The organism is Streptomyces sp. NPDC016677, assembly GCF_055562815.1.
The window spans coordinates 895,968-911,659 of the sequence record NZ_JBVHEO010000002.1; the positions used below are offsets into that span (position 1 = coordinate 895,968).

The 15,692-nt window shown below is 72.1% G+C and carries 12 protein-coding genes and 1 pseudogene; 8 read left to right on the forward strand and 5 right to left on the reverse strand.

Annotation, left to right across the window (positions count from 1 at the left end; translation table 11 throughout):
• Nucleotides 1–151: 151 nt before the first annotated feature.
• The 3 genes and pseudogenes from ACZ3IG_RS09315 to ACZ3IG_RS09325 all read left to right on the forward strand — a co-directional run.
• Nucleotides 152–658 (forward strand): annotated as a pseudogene (locus ACZ3IG_RS09315) (ATP-binding cassette domain-containing protein); the annotation flags it as partial.
• A gap of 333 nt (nt 659–991) precedes the next feature.
• The gene (locus tag ACZ3IG_RS09320) at nt 992–1,723 is read left to right on the forward strand and encodes an ATP-binding cassette domain-containing protein (protein ID WP_467430574.1); all 732 of its coding nucleotides are present in this window, start codon (nt 992–994) and stop codon (nt 1,721–1,723) included.
• A gap of 231 nt (nt 1,724–1,954) precedes the next feature.
• Nucleotides 1,955–2,929 (forward strand): acyl-ACP desaturase, encoded by a 975-nt coding sequence (locus tag ACZ3IG_RS09325; RefSeq protein ID WP_467430381.1) that lies wholly within the window; start codon nt 1,955–1,957, stop codon nt 2,927–2,929.
• Between the two features lie 372 nt (nt 2,930–3,301).
• On the opposite strand, the gene ACZ3IG_RS09330 is transcribed toward ACZ3IG_RS09325, so the two are convergent.
• On the reverse strand, nt 3,302–3,547 hold the full coding sequence (locus ACZ3IG_RS09330; protein WP_467430575.1) for a WhiB family transcriptional regulator: 246 nt from the start codon (nt 3,545–3,547) through the stop codon (nt 3,302–3,304).
• A gap of 197 nt (nt 3,548–3,744) precedes the next feature.
• Between ACZ3IG_RS09330 and ACZ3IG_RS09335 the strand changes: the two genes are divergently transcribed.
• On the forward strand, nt 3,745–4,533 hold the full coding sequence (locus ACZ3IG_RS09335; RefSeq protein ID WP_467430382.1) for a VOC family protein: 789 nt from the start codon (nt 3,745–3,747) through the stop codon (nt 4,531–4,533).
• A gap of 136 nt (nt 4,534–4,669) precedes the next feature.
• Here the strand turns inward: ACZ3IG_RS09335 and ACZ3IG_RS09340 are convergent, their stop codons facing one another.
• Together ACZ3IG_RS09340 and ACZ3IG_RS09345 are read right to left on the reverse strand one after the other, a co-directional pair.
• Nucleotides 4,670–5,704: a LacI family DNA-binding transcriptional regulator gene (locus tag ACZ3IG_RS09340; RefSeq protein WP_467430383.1), complete on the reverse strand. Its 1,035-nt coding sequence runs from the start codon at nt 5,702–5,704 to the stop codon at nt 4,670–4,672.
• A 59-nt stretch (nt 5,705–5,763) separates the two neighbouring features.
• Nucleotides 5,764–6,849: a multicopper oxidase domain-containing protein gene (locus ACZ3IG_RS09345; protein ID WP_467430578.1), complete on the reverse strand. Its 1,086-nt coding sequence runs from the start codon at nt 6,847–6,849 to the stop codon at nt 5,764–5,766.
• A gap of 236 nt (nt 6,850–7,085) precedes the next feature.
• On the opposite strand from ACZ3IG_RS09345, the gene ACZ3IG_RS09350 reads away from it, so the two are divergent.
• A complete protein-coding gene (locus ACZ3IG_RS09350) occupies nt 7,086–9,572 on the forward strand; it encodes a ThuA domain-containing protein (protein ID WP_467430386.1) in 2,487 nt (828 codons plus the stop codon).
• 14 nt (nt 9,573–9,586) lie between these two features.
• The gene (locus tag ACZ3IG_RS09355) at nt 9,587–11,773 is read left to right on the forward strand and encodes an OmpL47-type beta-barrel domain-containing protein (protein ID WP_467430580.1); all 2,187 of its coding nucleotides are present in this window, start codon (nt 9,587–9,589) and stop codon (nt 11,771–11,773) included.
• 9 nt (nt 11,774–11,782) lie between these two features.
• Here the strand turns inward: ACZ3IG_RS09355 and ligD are convergent, their stop codons facing one another.
• Nucleotides 11,783–12,796, reverse strand: a complete 1,014-nt coding sequence (gene ligD, locus ACZ3IG_RS09360) for a non-homologous end-joining DNA ligase (protein WP_467430387.1) — start codon at nt 12,794–12,796, stop codon at nt 11,783–11,785.
• A 74-nt stretch (nt 12,797–12,870) separates the two neighbouring features.
• Between ligD and ACZ3IG_RS09365 the strand changes: the two genes are divergently transcribed.
• A complete protein-coding gene (locus ACZ3IG_RS09365; protein ID WP_467430389.1) occupies nt 12,871–13,941 on the forward strand; it encodes an ATP-dependent DNA ligase in 1,071 nt (356 codons plus the stop codon).
• An 88-nt stretch (nt 13,942–14,029) separates the two neighbouring features.
• Nucleotides 14,030–14,458: an NAD(+)--rifampin ADP-ribosyltransferase gene (arr, locus tag ACZ3IG_RS09370; RefSeq protein WP_467430390.1), complete on the forward strand. Its 429-nt coding sequence runs from the start codon at nt 14,030–14,032 to the stop codon at nt 14,456–14,458.
• Here arr and ACZ3IG_RS09375 read toward each other — a convergent pair whose 3' ends face one another.
• A complete protein-coding gene (locus ACZ3IG_RS09375; protein ID WP_467430392.1) occupies nt 14,459–15,649 on the reverse strand; it encodes a zinc-dependent alcohol dehydrogenase in 1,191 nt (396 codons plus the stop codon).
• Between the last annotated feature and the right edge of the window lie 43 nt (nt 15,650–15,692).

Below are 15,692 nucleotides of genomic sequence, written 5' to 3' on the forward strand. Positions count from 1 at the left end.
GTCCCGCGGTGTCTCGATACGCGTTTGCCCCTGACCGCACCACGCAACCGCGGAGGCACGCCTCATGCATACTTCCATCAGCTGTACGGCCCTCACCTTCGCCTGGCCGGACGGCACCCCCGTCTTCCAGGACCTCGACGTCGCCTTCGGCCCCGGACGCACCGGACTCGTCGGCGTCAACGGGGCGGGCAAGTCGACCCTGCTGAAACTCGTCGCCGGAGGGCTCACCCCGGCCGGCGGCACCGTCCGGGTCGCCGGCGAGGTCGGCCACCTCCCGCAGAACGTCACCCTCGACACCGCGCTGCGCGTGGACGAGGTGCTCGGCATCGCCGCGCGGCGGGCCGCGCTGCACGCCATCGAGGCGGGCGACGCGGCCGAGGAGCACTTCGAGGCCCTCGGCGACGACTGGGACGTCGAGGAGCGCGCCCGCGCCACCCTCGGCGAACTCGGCCTCGGCCACGTGGACCTGGACCGCACCGTCGGCGAGGTCTCCGGCGGCGAGTCGGTGCTGCTGCGGCTCGCCGCGCTGCTGCTGCGCCGGCCCGACGTCCTGCTGCTGGACGAGCCGACCAACAACCTCGACCTGTACGCCCGCAGACGGCTGTACGCCGCCGTCGCCTCCTGGTCCGGGGTGCTGGTCGTGGTCAGCCACGACCGCGAACTCCTCGACCTGGTCGACCAGATCGCCGACCTGCGGCGCACCGGTACCGCCGGGCGCGGCGACCCGGGCGGCGGCGAGATCGTCTGGTACGGCGGCAACTACTCCGCCTACGAGGAGGCCCTCGCCGTCGAGCAGGAGGCGGCCGAGCGCATGGTGCGGGTCGCCGAGTCGGACCTGCGCAAGCAGAAGCGCGAACTGGCCGACGCCCAGGTCAAACTGGCCCGCCGCAAGCGGTACGGCCAGAAGATGTACGAGCAGAAACGCGAACCCAAGATCGTCATGGGGGCGCGCAAGCGCGCGGCGCAGGAGTCCGCCGGCAAGCACCGCATCATGCACGAGGAGAAGCTCGCCGAGGCCCGGGAACGGCTCGACGACGCGGCGGAGGCCGTACGGGACGACGACGAGATCCGCGTCGACCTGCCGTACACGGCCGTCCCGCCGGGCCGTACGGTGCTCACCCTGCGCGAGCTGGAACTGCGCTACGGCGCGCGGGTGACGGGCGGTTTCGACCTGCACGGGCCCGAGCGGATCGCGCTGGTCGGACGCAACGGCGCGGGCAAGACCACGCTGCTGCGCACCATCGCCGGGGAGCTGGCCCCGGTCGCGGGCGAGGCGACGGCGCATGTGCCGCTGCGGTTCCTGCCGCAACGGCTCGACGTGCTCGACGACGAGCTGTCCGTCGCCGAGAACGTGGCCCGGTTCGCGCCGGAGGCCACCGGCAACCGGATCCGGGCGCGGCTGGCCCGCTTCCTGTTCCGGGGCGCGCGCGCCGACCAGCGGGCGGGCACCCTCTCCGGCGGGGAGCGGTTCCGGGCGGCGCTGGCCGCGCTGATGCTGGCGGAGCCCGCGCCGCAACTGCTGATGCTGGACGAGCCGACCAACAACCTGGACATGGCGAGCGTCCGGCAGCTCACCACGGCCCTGGAGTCGTACGAGGGGGCGCTGATCGTGGCCAGCCACGACCTGCCGTTCCTGGAGTCGCTCGACATCACGCGCTGGCTGCTGCTGGAGGAGGGAGAACTGAGGGAGACGACGGCGGAAGCGATGGCGGAGAACTCCTGACCGGGGTTCCGGGGACGGGACGGGGCGCGGCGCCGCGGGACGACCGGCAGGCGGCGCGCGTCCGGGCTCCGTCCCCGGTTTTTTCTCCTGCGCGTGAGGTACTTGAGCAGGACCTTTACACCGCACTTAACCTACGGTCACGTAACCTACGGTGTCGTAGCCTACGATGCCGTAGGTTCCGGCACCGCTCGCCGGACCCGTCGAACGGTCACCCGTCCCCCTGGAGTTTTCGTGACGCTCACTTCCCCCCATCTCGGCAGCCCCTCCGCCTGGACCGACGCACGGCTGCTGTACGCGCTGGAAGAAGTGGTCGAAAAAGAGCTGAACCGGCATCTGAAGGTCGCCAAGGACTGGATGCCGCACGAGTACGTGCCGTGGAGCGACGCCCGCAACTTCCCCGGCCTGTTCGAGGACGGCGAGGCCTGGGAGAAGGGGCAGTCCAAGGTCACCGAGATCGGCCGGATCGCGCTGGTGGTGAACCTGCTCACCGAGGACAACCTCCCCAGCTACCACCACGAGATCGCCTCCCTCTTCGGCCGCGACGGCGCCTGGGGCACCTGGGTGCACCGCTGGACGGCGGAGGAGGGCCGGCACGGCATCGTGATGCGGGACTACCTGCTCGCCTCGCGCGCGGTCGACCCGGACAAGCTGGAAGAGTTCCGGATGGCCCACATGAGCGAGGGCTTCGAGTCGGACAACCGGCACTCGATGCTGCACTCGGTCGCCTACGTCGCCTTCCAGGAACTGGCCACCCGCATCTCGCACCGCAACACCGGCCACCAGTCCGGCGACCCGGTCTGCGACCGGATGCTGGCCCGCATCGCCACCGACGAGAACCTGCACATGGTCTTCTACCGGAACCTGCTGAAGGCGGCGTTCGAGCTGGCGCCCGACCTGACGATGCAGGCGGTCCGGGACGTCGTGGTCAACTTCCGGATGCCCGGACACGGCATGCCGGGGTTCGAGCGGGCGGCGGCGCAGATGGCCATCGGCGAGGTCTACAACCTGCGCATCCACCACGACGACGTGATCCAGCCCGTGCTGCGCTTCCTGAAGATCATGGAGATCGACGGGCTGGGCCCGGAGGGCATGCAGGCGCAGGAGGAACTGGGCCTGTACATGAGCGGGCTGGACTCCGAGGCGTCCAAGTTCGACGAGAAGCTGGCGGCGCGCAAGGCGCGGATGGCGGCCCGCGCGGCCGGCTGACCCCGCCCGGCCATCTGGGCGACGGGACGGGCCGTTCGGTGCCTTCCGGTACCTTCGGCGCCTCGCGTGCCCTCGGTGCCTTGGCCTTGGGTGACCTCGGTGCCTTCCGTGCCCTCGGTTCCCTCGTGCCGCGTGGTCCGGCGAGGCGGTCCGGCCGCAGGGGCCGGGCGGCCGGGTCCCCGCGGGCGGCGGTCGGGCCGACGACCGGACGGGCCGCGGCCGGTGACGGGCGTTCCGGTTCAGGCGGCCGAGGGGGTACGGGACGCGCGCGCCGTCGTCCGGGCCGGTCGCGGCGCCCGTCGGCGCCCGTACCGGAGCCCTCGGAAGCGTCGGCCGACGGGGCGAGGACGGTGAGCGCCCCGGGCGCTCCCGTCAGGGCGTGGCGCGCCGCAGGGCCAGCCGTTCCTTCTCCGAGAGGCCGCCCCAGACGCCGAAGCGCTCGTCGTTGCTGAGGGCGAACTCCAGACAGGCCGAGCGGGTCGGGCACAGGCCGCAGATCCGCTTCGCCTCGCGTACGGAGCTGCCGGGCTCGGGGAAGAAGAAGTCCGCCCCGGTCTGCGCGCACAACGCCTCCTGCTGCCAGGCGAGGTCGGGCGCCGTGATGGTGTCGTTGAGCATGGGCAGCAGCGTGCCGAGCGGCGCAAAACGTTCGATCAACGCGGGATCAACGCCCGGGTCGCCGGCCTCCGGCCCCCCGATGATCACCCGTACGGCGCCGGGAGGCACGGCGGCGCGCGGGACGGCGGCGGCGATTGTCAGTGGGCGGTGCGAGACTCGGCGGAGCAGGCCACGGGACCCTTCCGAGGAGGGCGAGGATGCTCACCGACCGATACGTCACCGGCGCTCCGAACTGGATCGACGTCGCCACGCCCGACGTCGCCGGCGCCGCCGCCTTCTACGGCGGCCTCTTCGGCTGGCGGCTGCGTCCGGCGCCCGCCGGCGACCACGGCTGCTTCGAGCGGGACGGCGCCACGGTGGCCGGCTGTCTGGGGATCGCCCCGCAGCAGGGCCCGCCGTCCTGGACGGTGTACTTCCGGACAGCGGACGCCGAGGCCGCCGCCCGGTCCGCCGAACGGGCGCGCGGCCGGGTGCTGGTGCCGCCGACGCCCGCGCTGGAGGAGGGCGTCACGGCCGTCCTCGCCGACCGGGCGGGGGCGCCGTACGGCGTCTGGCAGCCGGGCCGGCGCAAGGGGCTGGACCTGGTGGGCGACACGGGCGCGCTGTGCTGGGCCGAGCTGTACACCCCGGACATCGCGGCGGCCGCGGCCCACTACCACGCGGTGCTCGGTCTGGAGACCTCCGCCCTGACCTTCCCCGGGGGCGCCTACACCTGCGTCAATCCGCCGGGGGAGGGCGAGGAGGGCATGTTCGGGGGCGTGGTCCCGCTCGCCGACGACCCGGTGGAGACGGAGGCGCACTGGCTGCCGTACATCGCGGTGGCCGACCCGGACGAGGTGGTCGCCCGGGCCCGGGAGCTGGGCGGCGAGGTCCGGCTGCCCGCCACGGACGTCGAGGGCGCGGGCCGTCTGGCGCGGCTGGCCGATCCGTACGGGGCCCGGTTCGCGGTGCTCCGGCCGGCGCCGGGCGCCGCCGGGGCGGACTGAGCCGGAGCGTCGCGGGAGAGCGGGCCGGCAGGCAGTCGTGCTCCGGTACCGGCACTGGTCGCATGCCGTCGCGTGCGGTCGCCCGCGGTCGCCCGCGGTCACCCGCCCGGCGGCGTCGCCCGACGCTGCCCGGCGCTCAGGCCGAGGCGCGGCGCACCAGGGTGGTCGGCAGGATCACGCCCGACGGTGCCGCCCCGGGCGGCGCCGAAGCCGGGCCGTCCAGGCCCCGCAGCAGGAGCCGGGCCATCAGACGGCCCATCTCCTCGATGTCCTGACGGACCGTGGTCAGCGCGGGCTCGGTCTGCTCGGCGACCGACAGCATGTCGTCGAAGCCGACCACGGCCACGTCCTCGGGCACGCGCCGCCCGTGCGCGCGCAGCACCCGCAGGGCGCCCGCCGCCATCAGGTCGTTGGCCGCGAACACGGCGTCCAGGTCCGGGCACCGGCCGAGCAGTTCCCGCATCGCGTGTTCACCGCCGCCCGGGGTGAAGTCGCCCCGGACGACCAGCGCGGGGCCGGCGTCGGCCATGACGTCGCGGTAGCCGGCGAGCCGGTCGGCGGCCGAGGTCTGGTCCAGCGGGCCGGTGATGTGCGCGATCCGGGTGCGGCCGAGGGCGGTCAGGTGGCGTACGGCGTCCCGGGCGCCGCCGCGGTTGTCGCTGTCGACGTACACCACGTCGCCGCCGCCGTCGCTCCAGCCGGGGCGTCCGCCGAAGACGGTCGGCACCCCGGCGCGCTGGATCAGGCCCGGCAGCGGGTCGTCGAGGTGCAGGGAGAAGACCAGCGCGCCGTCGACATGTCCGCCCGCGAGGTAGCGGCCGACCCGGGCGTGGTCCTCGCGGCCCTCGGTGAGCAGCAGGACGAGCTGGTTGTCGTGGGCGGTCAGCTCCTTGCCGATGCCGCGCAGCTGGAGGGCGAAGAAGGGGTCGGCGAAGACCCGTGCCTCCGGTTCGGCGACGACCACGGCGACGGCGCCGTGCCGCCGGGTCACCAGGGAACGGGCGGCCTGGTTGGGCACGTAGCCGAGTTCCTCGACCGCGCGCCTCACCCGTGCGGCGAGCGCCTCGCGGACCCCCGCCGCCCCGTTCACCACCCGTGACACGGTGGCCCGCGAGACTCCGGCCCGCGCGGCCACCGCCTCCAGCGTGGGACGCGGCGCGATGTCGGTCACGTGGTCTCCTCCCCGGCGGCTGTGGATCAGGATAGCCGTGGGCCACCGGGGGGACACCGTCAGTGGTGGTGCTGCGAGGTCTTCTCCGGCGTCTCCTCCGGCGTCTCGTTCGGCGTCTCGTTCGGTGTCTCGTTCGACGACCGCTCCGCGGTGCCCTCGGGCGCCGCCTTCGCGTCCGGCCCGTGGTCTCCGTGGTCGTGCGGGTCGTACCCGGGGATCGTCCCGTCCGCCTTCTTCACCAGGAACAGCCCCACCATGCCCATGTCGGAGTGGCTCTGCACATGGCAGTGGTACATCCACGCCCCGGCGCCCACGCCCTCCCCGGCGATCACCTGGAAGCCGAAGGAGTCGGCCGGGCCGGTGATCTTGTTGTCGATGACCCGGCTGGGGTCGTCGGGGCCGGTGAGCAGGCCCGTGCGGTTGTCCGCCCAGCGGTGACCGTGCATGTGGAAGGTGTGGTAGTACTCGCCGTGCGTGATCATCACGAACTCGACGCGGTCGCCGACGGTGGCCTCGAAGTCGGGTCCGGTGTGGGCGGGCCGGTTGTTGATGAGCATGTCGTTGAAGACGACGGTGTGTGTGGCGTCCGGCAGGATGTCGCCCACGCGGCGGACGATCACCGGCCCGTACAGGCCGTTGCGTATGCCGCCGGTGCCGTGCTCGGTGCCGACGACGTGGTCGTGGTAGTGCCAGTAGCCGGCGCTGCCGGGCCGCCAGGTGCCGTCGGCCCGTCGGCCGGGCTTGTGGGTGCGCCAGGTGTAGGTCCGGGTGCCGCCGGGCGGGACGTCGCTCTTGTTCATCGCGGTGCCGTCACTGGTGATCTCGTAGTCCAGGCCGTGGACGTGCAGGCTGACCGGGATGTCCATGGTGTTCTCGAACTCGACGTGGAGCGTGTCGCCCTCGTTCAGCTCGATCAGCGGCCCGGGGACCGTCGCCTTCCCCTTCTCCAGGCCGTATCCCATCTGCCCGCCGGAGAGCCGTTCCGCGTACAGCTTGAGGTGCCGGACCGCTCCCCCGGCCGGAGCCGTCCTCACCGCGGCGGCGGCCGCGGGGGCGCCGGACGACTCCGACGCCGCCACGGACAGCGAGGTCGCGACGGCCGCGCCGCCCAGCAGCACCCGCCGGTTGAAGCCGCGTCTGTCCATGCCGATGTCCATGCCGAACTCCCCCATCTGGTCACGGGATTGACGGGACGTAGCTGTGATGAACCTGTGCGACAGTACCGGCCACCCCGCCGTTTATCCACACTCAGGACAAAGTTCTGCGTATCCCGGTCATACCTATTGGCGAGTCGGGCAAAGAGGTCTAGCTTCCTTGGCGCTGCTGCCGCGACCGAGGAGGGGTGGGTGACCACGTGCGGTTCTCTGCATCACACAGGCCCATGCACTTACGAGGGTTGAGCGCCACGGGAAAGAGAAGACGGGTCCGGGCGGCGGCGCTGACCGCCGGGTTCCTGACCGCGGGGTTGCTGTCGGCCCCCGCGGCCGGCGCGTTCCCCGCCCCGGAACCGCCCCTGACAACGATGTCGATCAAGTCGCCGCCGGGCAGTGCCGATGTCCGGGTGCTGGTCTTCTACGGGTCGGCCGCGGCCGGCGAGGAGTCGCCGGTCGTCAACGCCGGTATCGCGGCGATCGAGCGGATCGGCCTGACCGGGCCCACGGACCAGCGTTTCACGGTCACGGCCACGGGTGACGCGTCGGTGTTCACCAACGAGAAGCGGCTCGGCCGCTTCAACGCGGTGGTGTTCCTGACCGGCGGCGGGGACGTGCTGGACCCCGAGCAGGAGGCGGGTCTTGAGGCGTACATGGAGGCCGGCGGCGGCTTCCTCGGCGTCCATGACGCGGCGCGCGCGGAGCCGTACTCGGACTGGTTCACCGGTCTGATCGGCGCCCGTCCCGCCGCCGGGGCCGCGCCCGCCGTCCAGCGGGCCACCGTGGAGGTCGGCGACCGGCTGCACCCGGCCACCAAGGACCTGCCGGTGCAGTGGAAGCGCCCCGACAAGTGGCTGAACTGGGCGAAGAACCCGTCCGGCGAGGTGCACACCGTGGCGCGGGTGCGCGAGTCGACGTACACGCCGGGGGCGAACGCCAACGGCTGGGACCACCCGGTGAGCTGGTGCCGCGACTACGACGGCGGACGGTCCTTCTACACCGGCATGGGCGGCACGGCCTCCTCCTACGACGAGACCGACTTCCGCACCCATCTGCGCGGCGCCCTGCTGTGGACGACCCGGCTGGTCCAGGCCGACTGCAAGGCCGCCATCACCGGCAACTACGAGGCGGAGCGGCTGACCCAGCCCAACCAGCCCGGCCACAACGACCAGATCGGCGAGCCGCACGGCCTGGTCACCGCGCCCGACGGCCGGGTCTTCTACATCGGCCGGGGCGGCGCGGACGCCTCCCGGCCGGTGGTCACCGACTGGAACGACCCGGACATCGGCAAGGGCACGGGCGAGATCCACGTCTACGACCCGGAGACGAAGAAGGTCACCCTCGCCGGTGCGCTGACCGTCTTCGGCAACAAGGGCGGCGGCGAGGAGCTGGTCAAGGTCGAGGAGGGCCTGCTCGGCATCGAGCTGGACCCGGACTTCGAGGACAACGGCTGGGTGTACCTGCACTACACACCGCACTCGGAGATCAACCGGGACACGCACATGGCCGAGCGGCGCGTCTCCCGCTTCACCCTGGACCAGGCCACGAACAGACTGGACCTGGACAGCGAGAAGGTGCTGCTGCACTGGCCGGTGCAGATCCACAGCTGCTGCCACGCGGGCGGCGGCATGGCCTGGGACTCGAAGGACAACCTGTACATCGCCACCGGTGACAACAACTCCAGTGGCTTCAGCGGCGGTTACTCGGGCAACAACCCGGAGCCGAACTTCAAGGGCGTCTCCTTCGCCGACGCCCGCCGCACCGCCGGCAACACCAACAACCTCAACGGCAAGATCCTGCGCATCCACCCCGAGCCGGACGGGACGTACACCCTCCCCGAGGGCAACCTCTTCACCGGCGAGGAGACCGCCGAGGGCGGCGGCAAGACGCGCGGCGAGATCTATGTGATGGGCGTACGCAACCCGTCCCGCATCTCCGTCGACAAGGCGACCGACACCCTGTACGCGGGCTGGGTCGGCCCGGACGCCTCCAGCCCGTCCCCGACCTGGGGGCCGGCGAAGTACGACACCTTCGCGGCGATCACCGAGGCGGGCAACCGGGGCTGGCCGTACTGCATGGGCAACAAACAGCCCTACCGGGACCGGAACCTGCCGGACCCGTCGCAGCCGCTGGGCTGGTACGACTGCGACCACCCGAGGAACGAGTCGCCGAACAACGACGGCCTGGTCAACCTGCCGCCGGTGACCGGCAACAACATCTGGTACTCGCCGCAGGGCGGCGGCCCGGACTTCCCGCGCGACGAGAACGGCGTGCCGTCCTACGAGCAGGACGAGAGCACCTACCTGCTCCCGTGGCTCACCGGCGGCAGCCAGGCGGCGATGACCGGACCGGTCTACCGCTACGACGCGGCGAGCGACAGCACGGCCAAGTGGCCCGCCTACTGGGACGGCAAGTGGTTCGTCGGCGACTTCTACGACGCGGGACAACCGCGCAACGCGGTGCTGATGGACCCGAAGACACAAGGGGACGGCGGTCTGCCGGTGCACTCCGAGTCACTGAAGAAGATCGTTCCGGTCGGCGCGGACGGCATCAAGAACCTGATGGACTGGAAGTTCGGTCCGGACGGGGCGCTGTACGTCCTCGACTACGGCCGCGGGTTCTTCACCTCGGACGCCAAGTCGGCCCTGTGGCGGGTCACCTACACGGGCGGCGGGCCGACGCCGGCCGCAGGACAGCTGGCGAGGGGGACACAGTGATACGGCGACGAAGAGTGTGGGCGGCCCTGCTGGCCGGTGTGCTGATGGTGCTGGGGCTCCAGACCGCGGCCGTCGGCGAGGACGAGCCGGCCGCCGCCGCGCCCGCCGCGCAGCAGGTCCTCACCTGGACCGCCGGGGACGACATCACCAAGTACACCTCCGCGCCCGAGACGGCGGTGGCGGGCCCGGCGACGATCGTCTTCGAGAACAGCGAGGCGACCGGCAACACCACCGGCATGCCGCACACGCTCACCTTCATCACCAGCGACCCCGAGTACAACAACGATGTGCAGCTGAACATCCTGGCGACTCCGTTCGACGCGCAGGGCGGCCGGCACACCGCCGAGGTCACCCTCTCCCCCGGCCGCTACCTCTACCACTGCACCGTCCAGGGCCACACGGAGATGAAGGGCGTCCTGGTGGTCACCGAGGGCGGCGGCGAGGACACCACCGCGCCCGAGACGAGCGCGGACGTGCAGGGCACGCGGAACGCCGAGGGGCAGTACGTCGGTGCGGCGAGCGTGGCGATCGGTGCCACCGACACGGGCGGCTCGGGCGTCGACCGGGTCGAGTACGCGATCGGCGCGGACGGCGCCTGGCAGCCGTACACCACCCCCGTCGTGATCGACGAGGTCGGTGACCACACGGTCCGCTACCGGGCCTTCGACAAGGCGGGCAACGCGGCGGCCGAGAAGAGCGTGACGTTCACGGTCGTCGCCCCGGACACCGACGACACCACGCCGCCGGAGACCTCGGCGACGGTCGACGGCGAGCGGAACGCGGACGGCGCCTACCTCGACATGGCGACGGTGACCGTCAGCGCCTCCGACACCGGGTCCGGCGTCAACACCATCGAGTACGCGGTCGGTGACGGCGCCTGGCAGCCGTACACCATGCCGGTGATGGTGCACCAGGCCGGCACCCACACCGTCCGCTACCGGGCCACCGACAAGGCGGGCAACGCGGCGGCCGGCAAGAGCGTGGAGTTCACGGTCGTCGCCGCTCCGCCGCGGGACACCACCGCGCCGGTGACCGGCGCGACCGTCGACGGCACGCGCAACGCCAACGGGGCGTACGTCGGCGGCGCGAAGGTGACGGTCAGCGCGACCGACGCGGGCGGGTCGGGCGTCGCGGGGATCGAGTACTCCCTCGACAGCGGGCCCTACCTGGCGTACACCGCGCCCGTGCTCGTCGACCGCGCCGGTACCCATACCGTGGCGTACCGCGCGAGCGACAAGGCGGGCAACGTCTCCCAGCCGCTGAGCGTGAGCTTCACCGTCGTCACGGGCGGCGGGGTGCCGGCGCCGCCCTGCCCGGAGTACGACGAACGACTCACGGTGATCGTCGGCACCGTCGACACGGGCGTGCCCAACCGGGTGACGAACAACCGGTGCCGGATCAACGAGCTGATCGAGGACGAGCGGGAGTGGACCTCGCACGCCCTGTTCCTCAAGCACGTGCGCGAGGTGACGGCGCGGCTGCTGGCCGAGGGCGTCGTCGACCAGCGGGAGCTGGAGGCGGTGCGGGCCGCCGCCCGGGAGTCCGGCATCGGCACACCCGGCCAGACCGAGGGCTACCGCACGATCATGGACGGTACGGCGGAGTCGCTGGCCAAGTGGGAGCAGGTGGGCGGCGGTTCGTTCGCGGCCAACGGGGACGGGTCGATCACCTCCGGCACCACCGAGTCCGGCCTGGGCATGCTGTGGTTCCCGGAGCGCGCCTACGGCGACTTCTCGCTGAAGCTCCAGTGGCGGGACGACGCCCCGGGCACGGGCAACGCCAACTCCGGTGTGCTCGTGCGCTTCCCGTGGGTCCACGACCATCCGGAGGAGTCGCGTCCGGAGTGGGCCGCGATCAAGTTCGGCCATGAGGTCCAGGTGTTCGACAGCCCCGTCGGCGACATGTACAAGACCGGCTCGGTCTACGGCTTCGACCGGGTGGGACTCGCCGGCGCCGGGGTGACGCAGAAGGGCACCTGGAACGACTACGAGATCCGGGTGGTCGACCAGCACTACTCGGTCTACCGCAACGGCGTGCTGATCAACGAGTTCGACAACACCGGCGGCCAGGAGTTCGAGCCCCCGCGCTCGGACGACCCGGGCACCGACGGACGGCGGTACGCCGCCGGGTACATCGGGCTCCAGGTGCACGGCACGACGGACGTGGTGTCCTACCGGGACGTACGGATCATGGATCTGTAGGTCACGGATTCACGACTGCCTCTTCGCGCGGCTCGGCTGTACCCGTCTGGGTTCGCCCGGCATCTTCGGATACTCGGGCGGGTACGGCAGATCGCCGAGGCCGTGGTCGCGTTCGTCCTTCGCCGCCAGTTCCAGCAGGGCGTCGAGGGAGTGGGCGTGGTCGTCCATGTCCGCGTGCACGTCGCCGAGTTCGGCGAAGCGCGCGGGCATGGTCGTGAGATCGAAGTCGGCGGGGTGGGCGACGCCGACCTCCGCCCAGCACAGGGGCGCGGAGACGGGGGCGTGCGGGCGGGGGCGTACGGAGTAGGCGGAGGCGATGGTGCGGTCGCGGGCGGTCTGGTTGTAGTCGACGAAGATGCGCTTCCCGCGCTCCTCCTTCCACCACTTGATGGTGACCTGCTCGGGCATCCGGCGCTCCAGTTCCCGGCCCACCGCGATGGCGGCGCGGCGTACCTGGGTGAACGTCCAGCGCGGCTCGATCGGCACGAAGACGTGCAGGCCCCGGCCGCCGGAGGTCTTGGGCCAGCCACGCAGGCCGCCGAACTCGTCCAGTACGGCCCGTAGTTCGTGGGCGGCGCGGACCGCGTCGTCGTAGTCGGTGCCGGGCTGGGGGTCGAGGTCGATACGGAGTTCGTCGGGGTGGTCGACGTCGTCGGCCCGTACCGGCCAGGGGTGGAAGGTGAGGGTGCCGTACTGGGCGGCCCACACCACCGCGGCCTCCTCGGTGGGGCACATCTCGTCGGCGCTGCGTCCGCTGGGGAAGGTGATGTGGGCGGTGGGGATCCAGTCGGGCATGCTCTTGGGCGCGCGTTTCTGGTAGAACCACTCGCCGGTGACGCCGTCCGGGTAGCGCTCCAGGGTGGTGGGGCGGCGGCGCAGGGCGCGCAGGATGCCGGGGGCGACGGCCTGGTAGTAGCGGGCCAGGTCCAGCTTGGTGTAGCCGCGCTCCGGGAAGAAGATCTTGTCCGGGCTGGTCAGCCGTACGGTCCGGCCGCCCGTCTCCAGCTCCACCGCTTCACCCATGCGAGCCACGGTAGGCGCATCGGGCATGCCTCGCACATCAGGCGACAGCGGGCTTTCCCGGTGAGAATCGGTGCATGGACCTGCCCGTGATGCCGCCCGTGAAGCCGATGCTCGCCAAGTCCGTGGCGAAGATCCCGCCGGGGATGCAGTACGAGGCCAAGTGGGACGGGTTCCGGGCGATCGTGTTCCGGGACGGGGCCGAGGTGGAGTTCGGCAGCCGCACCGGCAAGCCACTGACCAGGTACTTCCCGGAGCTGGTGGCGGCGGTGCGGGAGCGGCTGCCCGAGCGGTGCGTGGTCGACGGGGAGATCGTCATCGCCCGTCGGGGGCGGCTGGACTTCGACGCGCTCACCGAGCGCATCCACCCGGCGGACTCCCGGGTGCGGACACTGGCCGAGCGGGCCCCGGCCTCCTTCGTCGCCTTCGACCTGCTGGCGCTGGACGGCGAGTCGCTGCTGGACGTGGGGCTGGCCGACCGCCGGGCGCTGCTGCTGCGGGCGCTGGCCCAGGTCACCGCGCCCGTGCACGTGGCGCCGGCGACGACGGACATCGAGCTGGCGCGGCGGTGGTTCGAGCAGTACGAGGGGGCGGGGCTCGACGGGGTGGTGGCCAAGCCGCTCGATCTGCGGTACCGGCCGGACGAGCGGGCGATGTTCAAGGTCAAGCACGAGCGGACGGCGGACGTGGTGGTCGCCGGTTACCGCTTCCACAAGAGCGGTCCGGTGGTCGGCTCGCTGCTGCTCGGTCTGTACGACGACCGGGGCGCCCTCCAGCACGTCGGTGTGTGCGCGGCGTTCACCATGAAGCGGCGGGCGGAGCTGGTGGCGGAGCTGGAGCCGCTGCGGATGGCGGACGTGACCGGGCATCCGTGGGCGGCCTGGGCGGACGAGGCCGCGCACGAGTCGGCGCGGCTGCCGGGGGCGCCGAGCCGCTGGTCGGGCAAGAAGGACCTGTCCTGGGTGCCGCTCAGGCCGGAGCGGGTGGCCGAGGTGGCGTACGACCACATGGAGAACGGGGCGCGGTTCCGGCACACCGCGCGGTTCCGCCGCTGGCGGCCGGACCGCACCCCGGACAGCTGCACCTTCGCGCAGCTCCAGGAGCCGGTCCGGTTCGACCTGGCGGAGATCCTCGCGCCGCCGGCCTGAGGGCGGTCCTGCGACGAGAGCTGTTCCGACGGCCGGGCCGCGTGGTTCGCTGATGGCCGTTGTCCCGAGCCAGGCCAAAGGAGAGCGCATGGCCGACACCCCTGTCCCCTTCCAGGTGTACGAGGCGGGAACCTACCTGCACGGCACGAAGGCCGACCTGGCTCCGGGTGATCTGCTGACCCCCGGGCACGCATCCAACTTCGAGGCAGGGCGCACCTCCCGCCACGTCTACGTCTCCGAGACCCTGGACGCCGCCGTCTGGGGCGCCGAACTGGCGGCCGGCGACGGGCCGGGGCGGATCTACGTGGTGGAGCCGACCGGCGCTCTGGAGGACGACCCCAACGTCACCGACAAGCGGTTCCCGGGCAACCCCACCCGCTCCTACCGCACCCGCGAACCCGTACGCGTCGTGTCGGAGCTCGAAGGCTGGGTCGGTCATAGCCCCGAGCAGATCGAGGCCATGCTGAGCGGGCTGGCCGACCTGCGCCGCCGGGGCAGCGCCGAGATCCTGGACTGATCAGGGCTGCATCAGCACCTTCACCGCGCCGTCCCGCTTCTTCTGGAACATCTCGTAGGCGTGCGGGGCGTCGGCGAGCGGCACCCGGTGGGTGGCGAAGTCCTGGACGCCGAGCGGGTCCTCGTCGGTGAGGTAGGTGAGGATGTCGTCGCTCCAGCGGCGTACGTTGGCCTGTCCCATCCGCATCTGGATCTGCTTGTCGAACAGGGTGAGCATCGGCATCGGGTCGGCCATGCCGCCGTAGACGCCGACCAGCGACAGGGTGCCGCCGCGGCGTACCAGGTCGATGGCGGTGTAGAGGGCGGCGAGGCGGTCGACGCTCATGCGTTCCGCCAAGGGGCCGCTGAGCTTGCGGGGCATGATCGCGGCGCCCTGCTGCACCAGCCTGGCGATCGCGCTGCCGTGCGCCTCCGTGCCCACGGCGTCGATCACGGCGTCCGGGCCGCGCCCGCCGGTCTCGTCCTGGATGGCGGCGACGAGTTCCTTCTCGCTGTCGAAGGAGCGCAGGTCGTACGTCTCCACGCCCCGCTCGCGCGCCCGGCGCAGCCGCTCGGGGACGAGGTCCACGCCGAACACCCGCCCGGCGCCCTTGACCTGTGCGACCCGGCAGGCCATGTCGCCGATGGGGCCGAGGCCGAGCACGGCGACGGTGCCGCCCTGGGGGACACCGGCGTAGGCGACGGCCTGCCAGGCGGTGGGCAGCACGTCGGAGAGGTAGACGAAGCGGTCGTCCGGCGGACCTTCGGGCACCTTGATCGGCCCGTACTGGGCCTGCGGGACCCGCAGGTACTCCGCCTGGCCGCCGGGGACCGCGCCGTACAGGCGGGTGTAGCCGAACAGGGCGGCGCCCATGCCCTCGCCGGTGACCTGGGTGGTCTCGCACTGGGTGGGCAGGCCGGTGTCGCACATGTAGCAGTGGCCGCAGGCGATCTGGAACGGCACCACGACCCGGTCGCCCGGCTTCAGGTTCGGCACCTCGGGGCCGACCTCCTCGACGATGCCCATCGGCTCGTGTCCGAGGATGTCGCCCGGGGTCATGAACGGGGTGAGCACTTCGTAGAGGTGCAGGTCGGAGCCGCACAGCCCGGTGGAGGTGACGCGGATGACCGCGTCCGTGGGTTCCTGGATCGCCGGGTCCGGCACCTCCTCGACGCGCACGTCCCGCTTGCCCTGCCAGGTCACTGCCTTCATCGTCCCGCGCTCCCTCCGTCACCCGACTGCTCGCTCGTACGGT

Bases quoted from the DNA above. Each gene is read 5' to 3' on its own strand.
- ACZ3IG_RS09320 (WP_467430574.1), top strand. From the start codon at position 992: ATGCACGAGGAGAAGCTCGCCGAGGCCCGGGAACGGCTCGACGACGCG.
- ACZ3IG_RS09330 (WP_467430575.1), bottom strand. From the start codon at position 3,547: ATGCTCAACGACACCATCACGGCGCCCGACCTCGCCTGGCAGCAGGAG.
- ACZ3IG_RS09335 (WP_467430382.1), top strand. From the start codon at position 3,745: ATGCTCACCGACCGATACGTCACCGGCGCTCCGAACTGGATCGACGTC.
- ACZ3IG_RS09345 (WP_467430578.1), bottom strand. From the start codon at position 6,849: ATGGACAGACGCGGCTTCAACCGGCGGGTGCTGCTGGGCGGCGCGGCC.
- ACZ3IG_RS09350 (WP_467430386.1), top strand. From the start codon at position 7,086: ATGCACTTACGAGGGTTGAGCGCCACGGGAAAGAGAAGACGGGTCCGG.
- ligD (WP_467430387.1), bottom strand. From the start codon at position 12,796: ATGGGTGAAGCGGTGGAGCTGGAGACGGGCGGCCGGACCGTACGGCTG.
- ACZ3IG_RS09365 (WP_467430389.1), top strand. From the start codon at position 12,871: ATGGACCTGCCCGTGATGCCGCCCGTGAAGCCGATGCTCGCCAAGTCC.
- arr (WP_467430390.1), top strand. From the start codon at position 14,030: ATGGCCGACACCCCTGTCCCCTTCCAGGTGTACGAGGCGGGAACCTAC.
- ACZ3IG_RS09375 (WP_467430392.1), bottom strand. From the start codon at position 15,649: ATGAAGGCAGTGACCTGGCAGGGCAAGCGGGACGTGCGCGTCGAGGAG.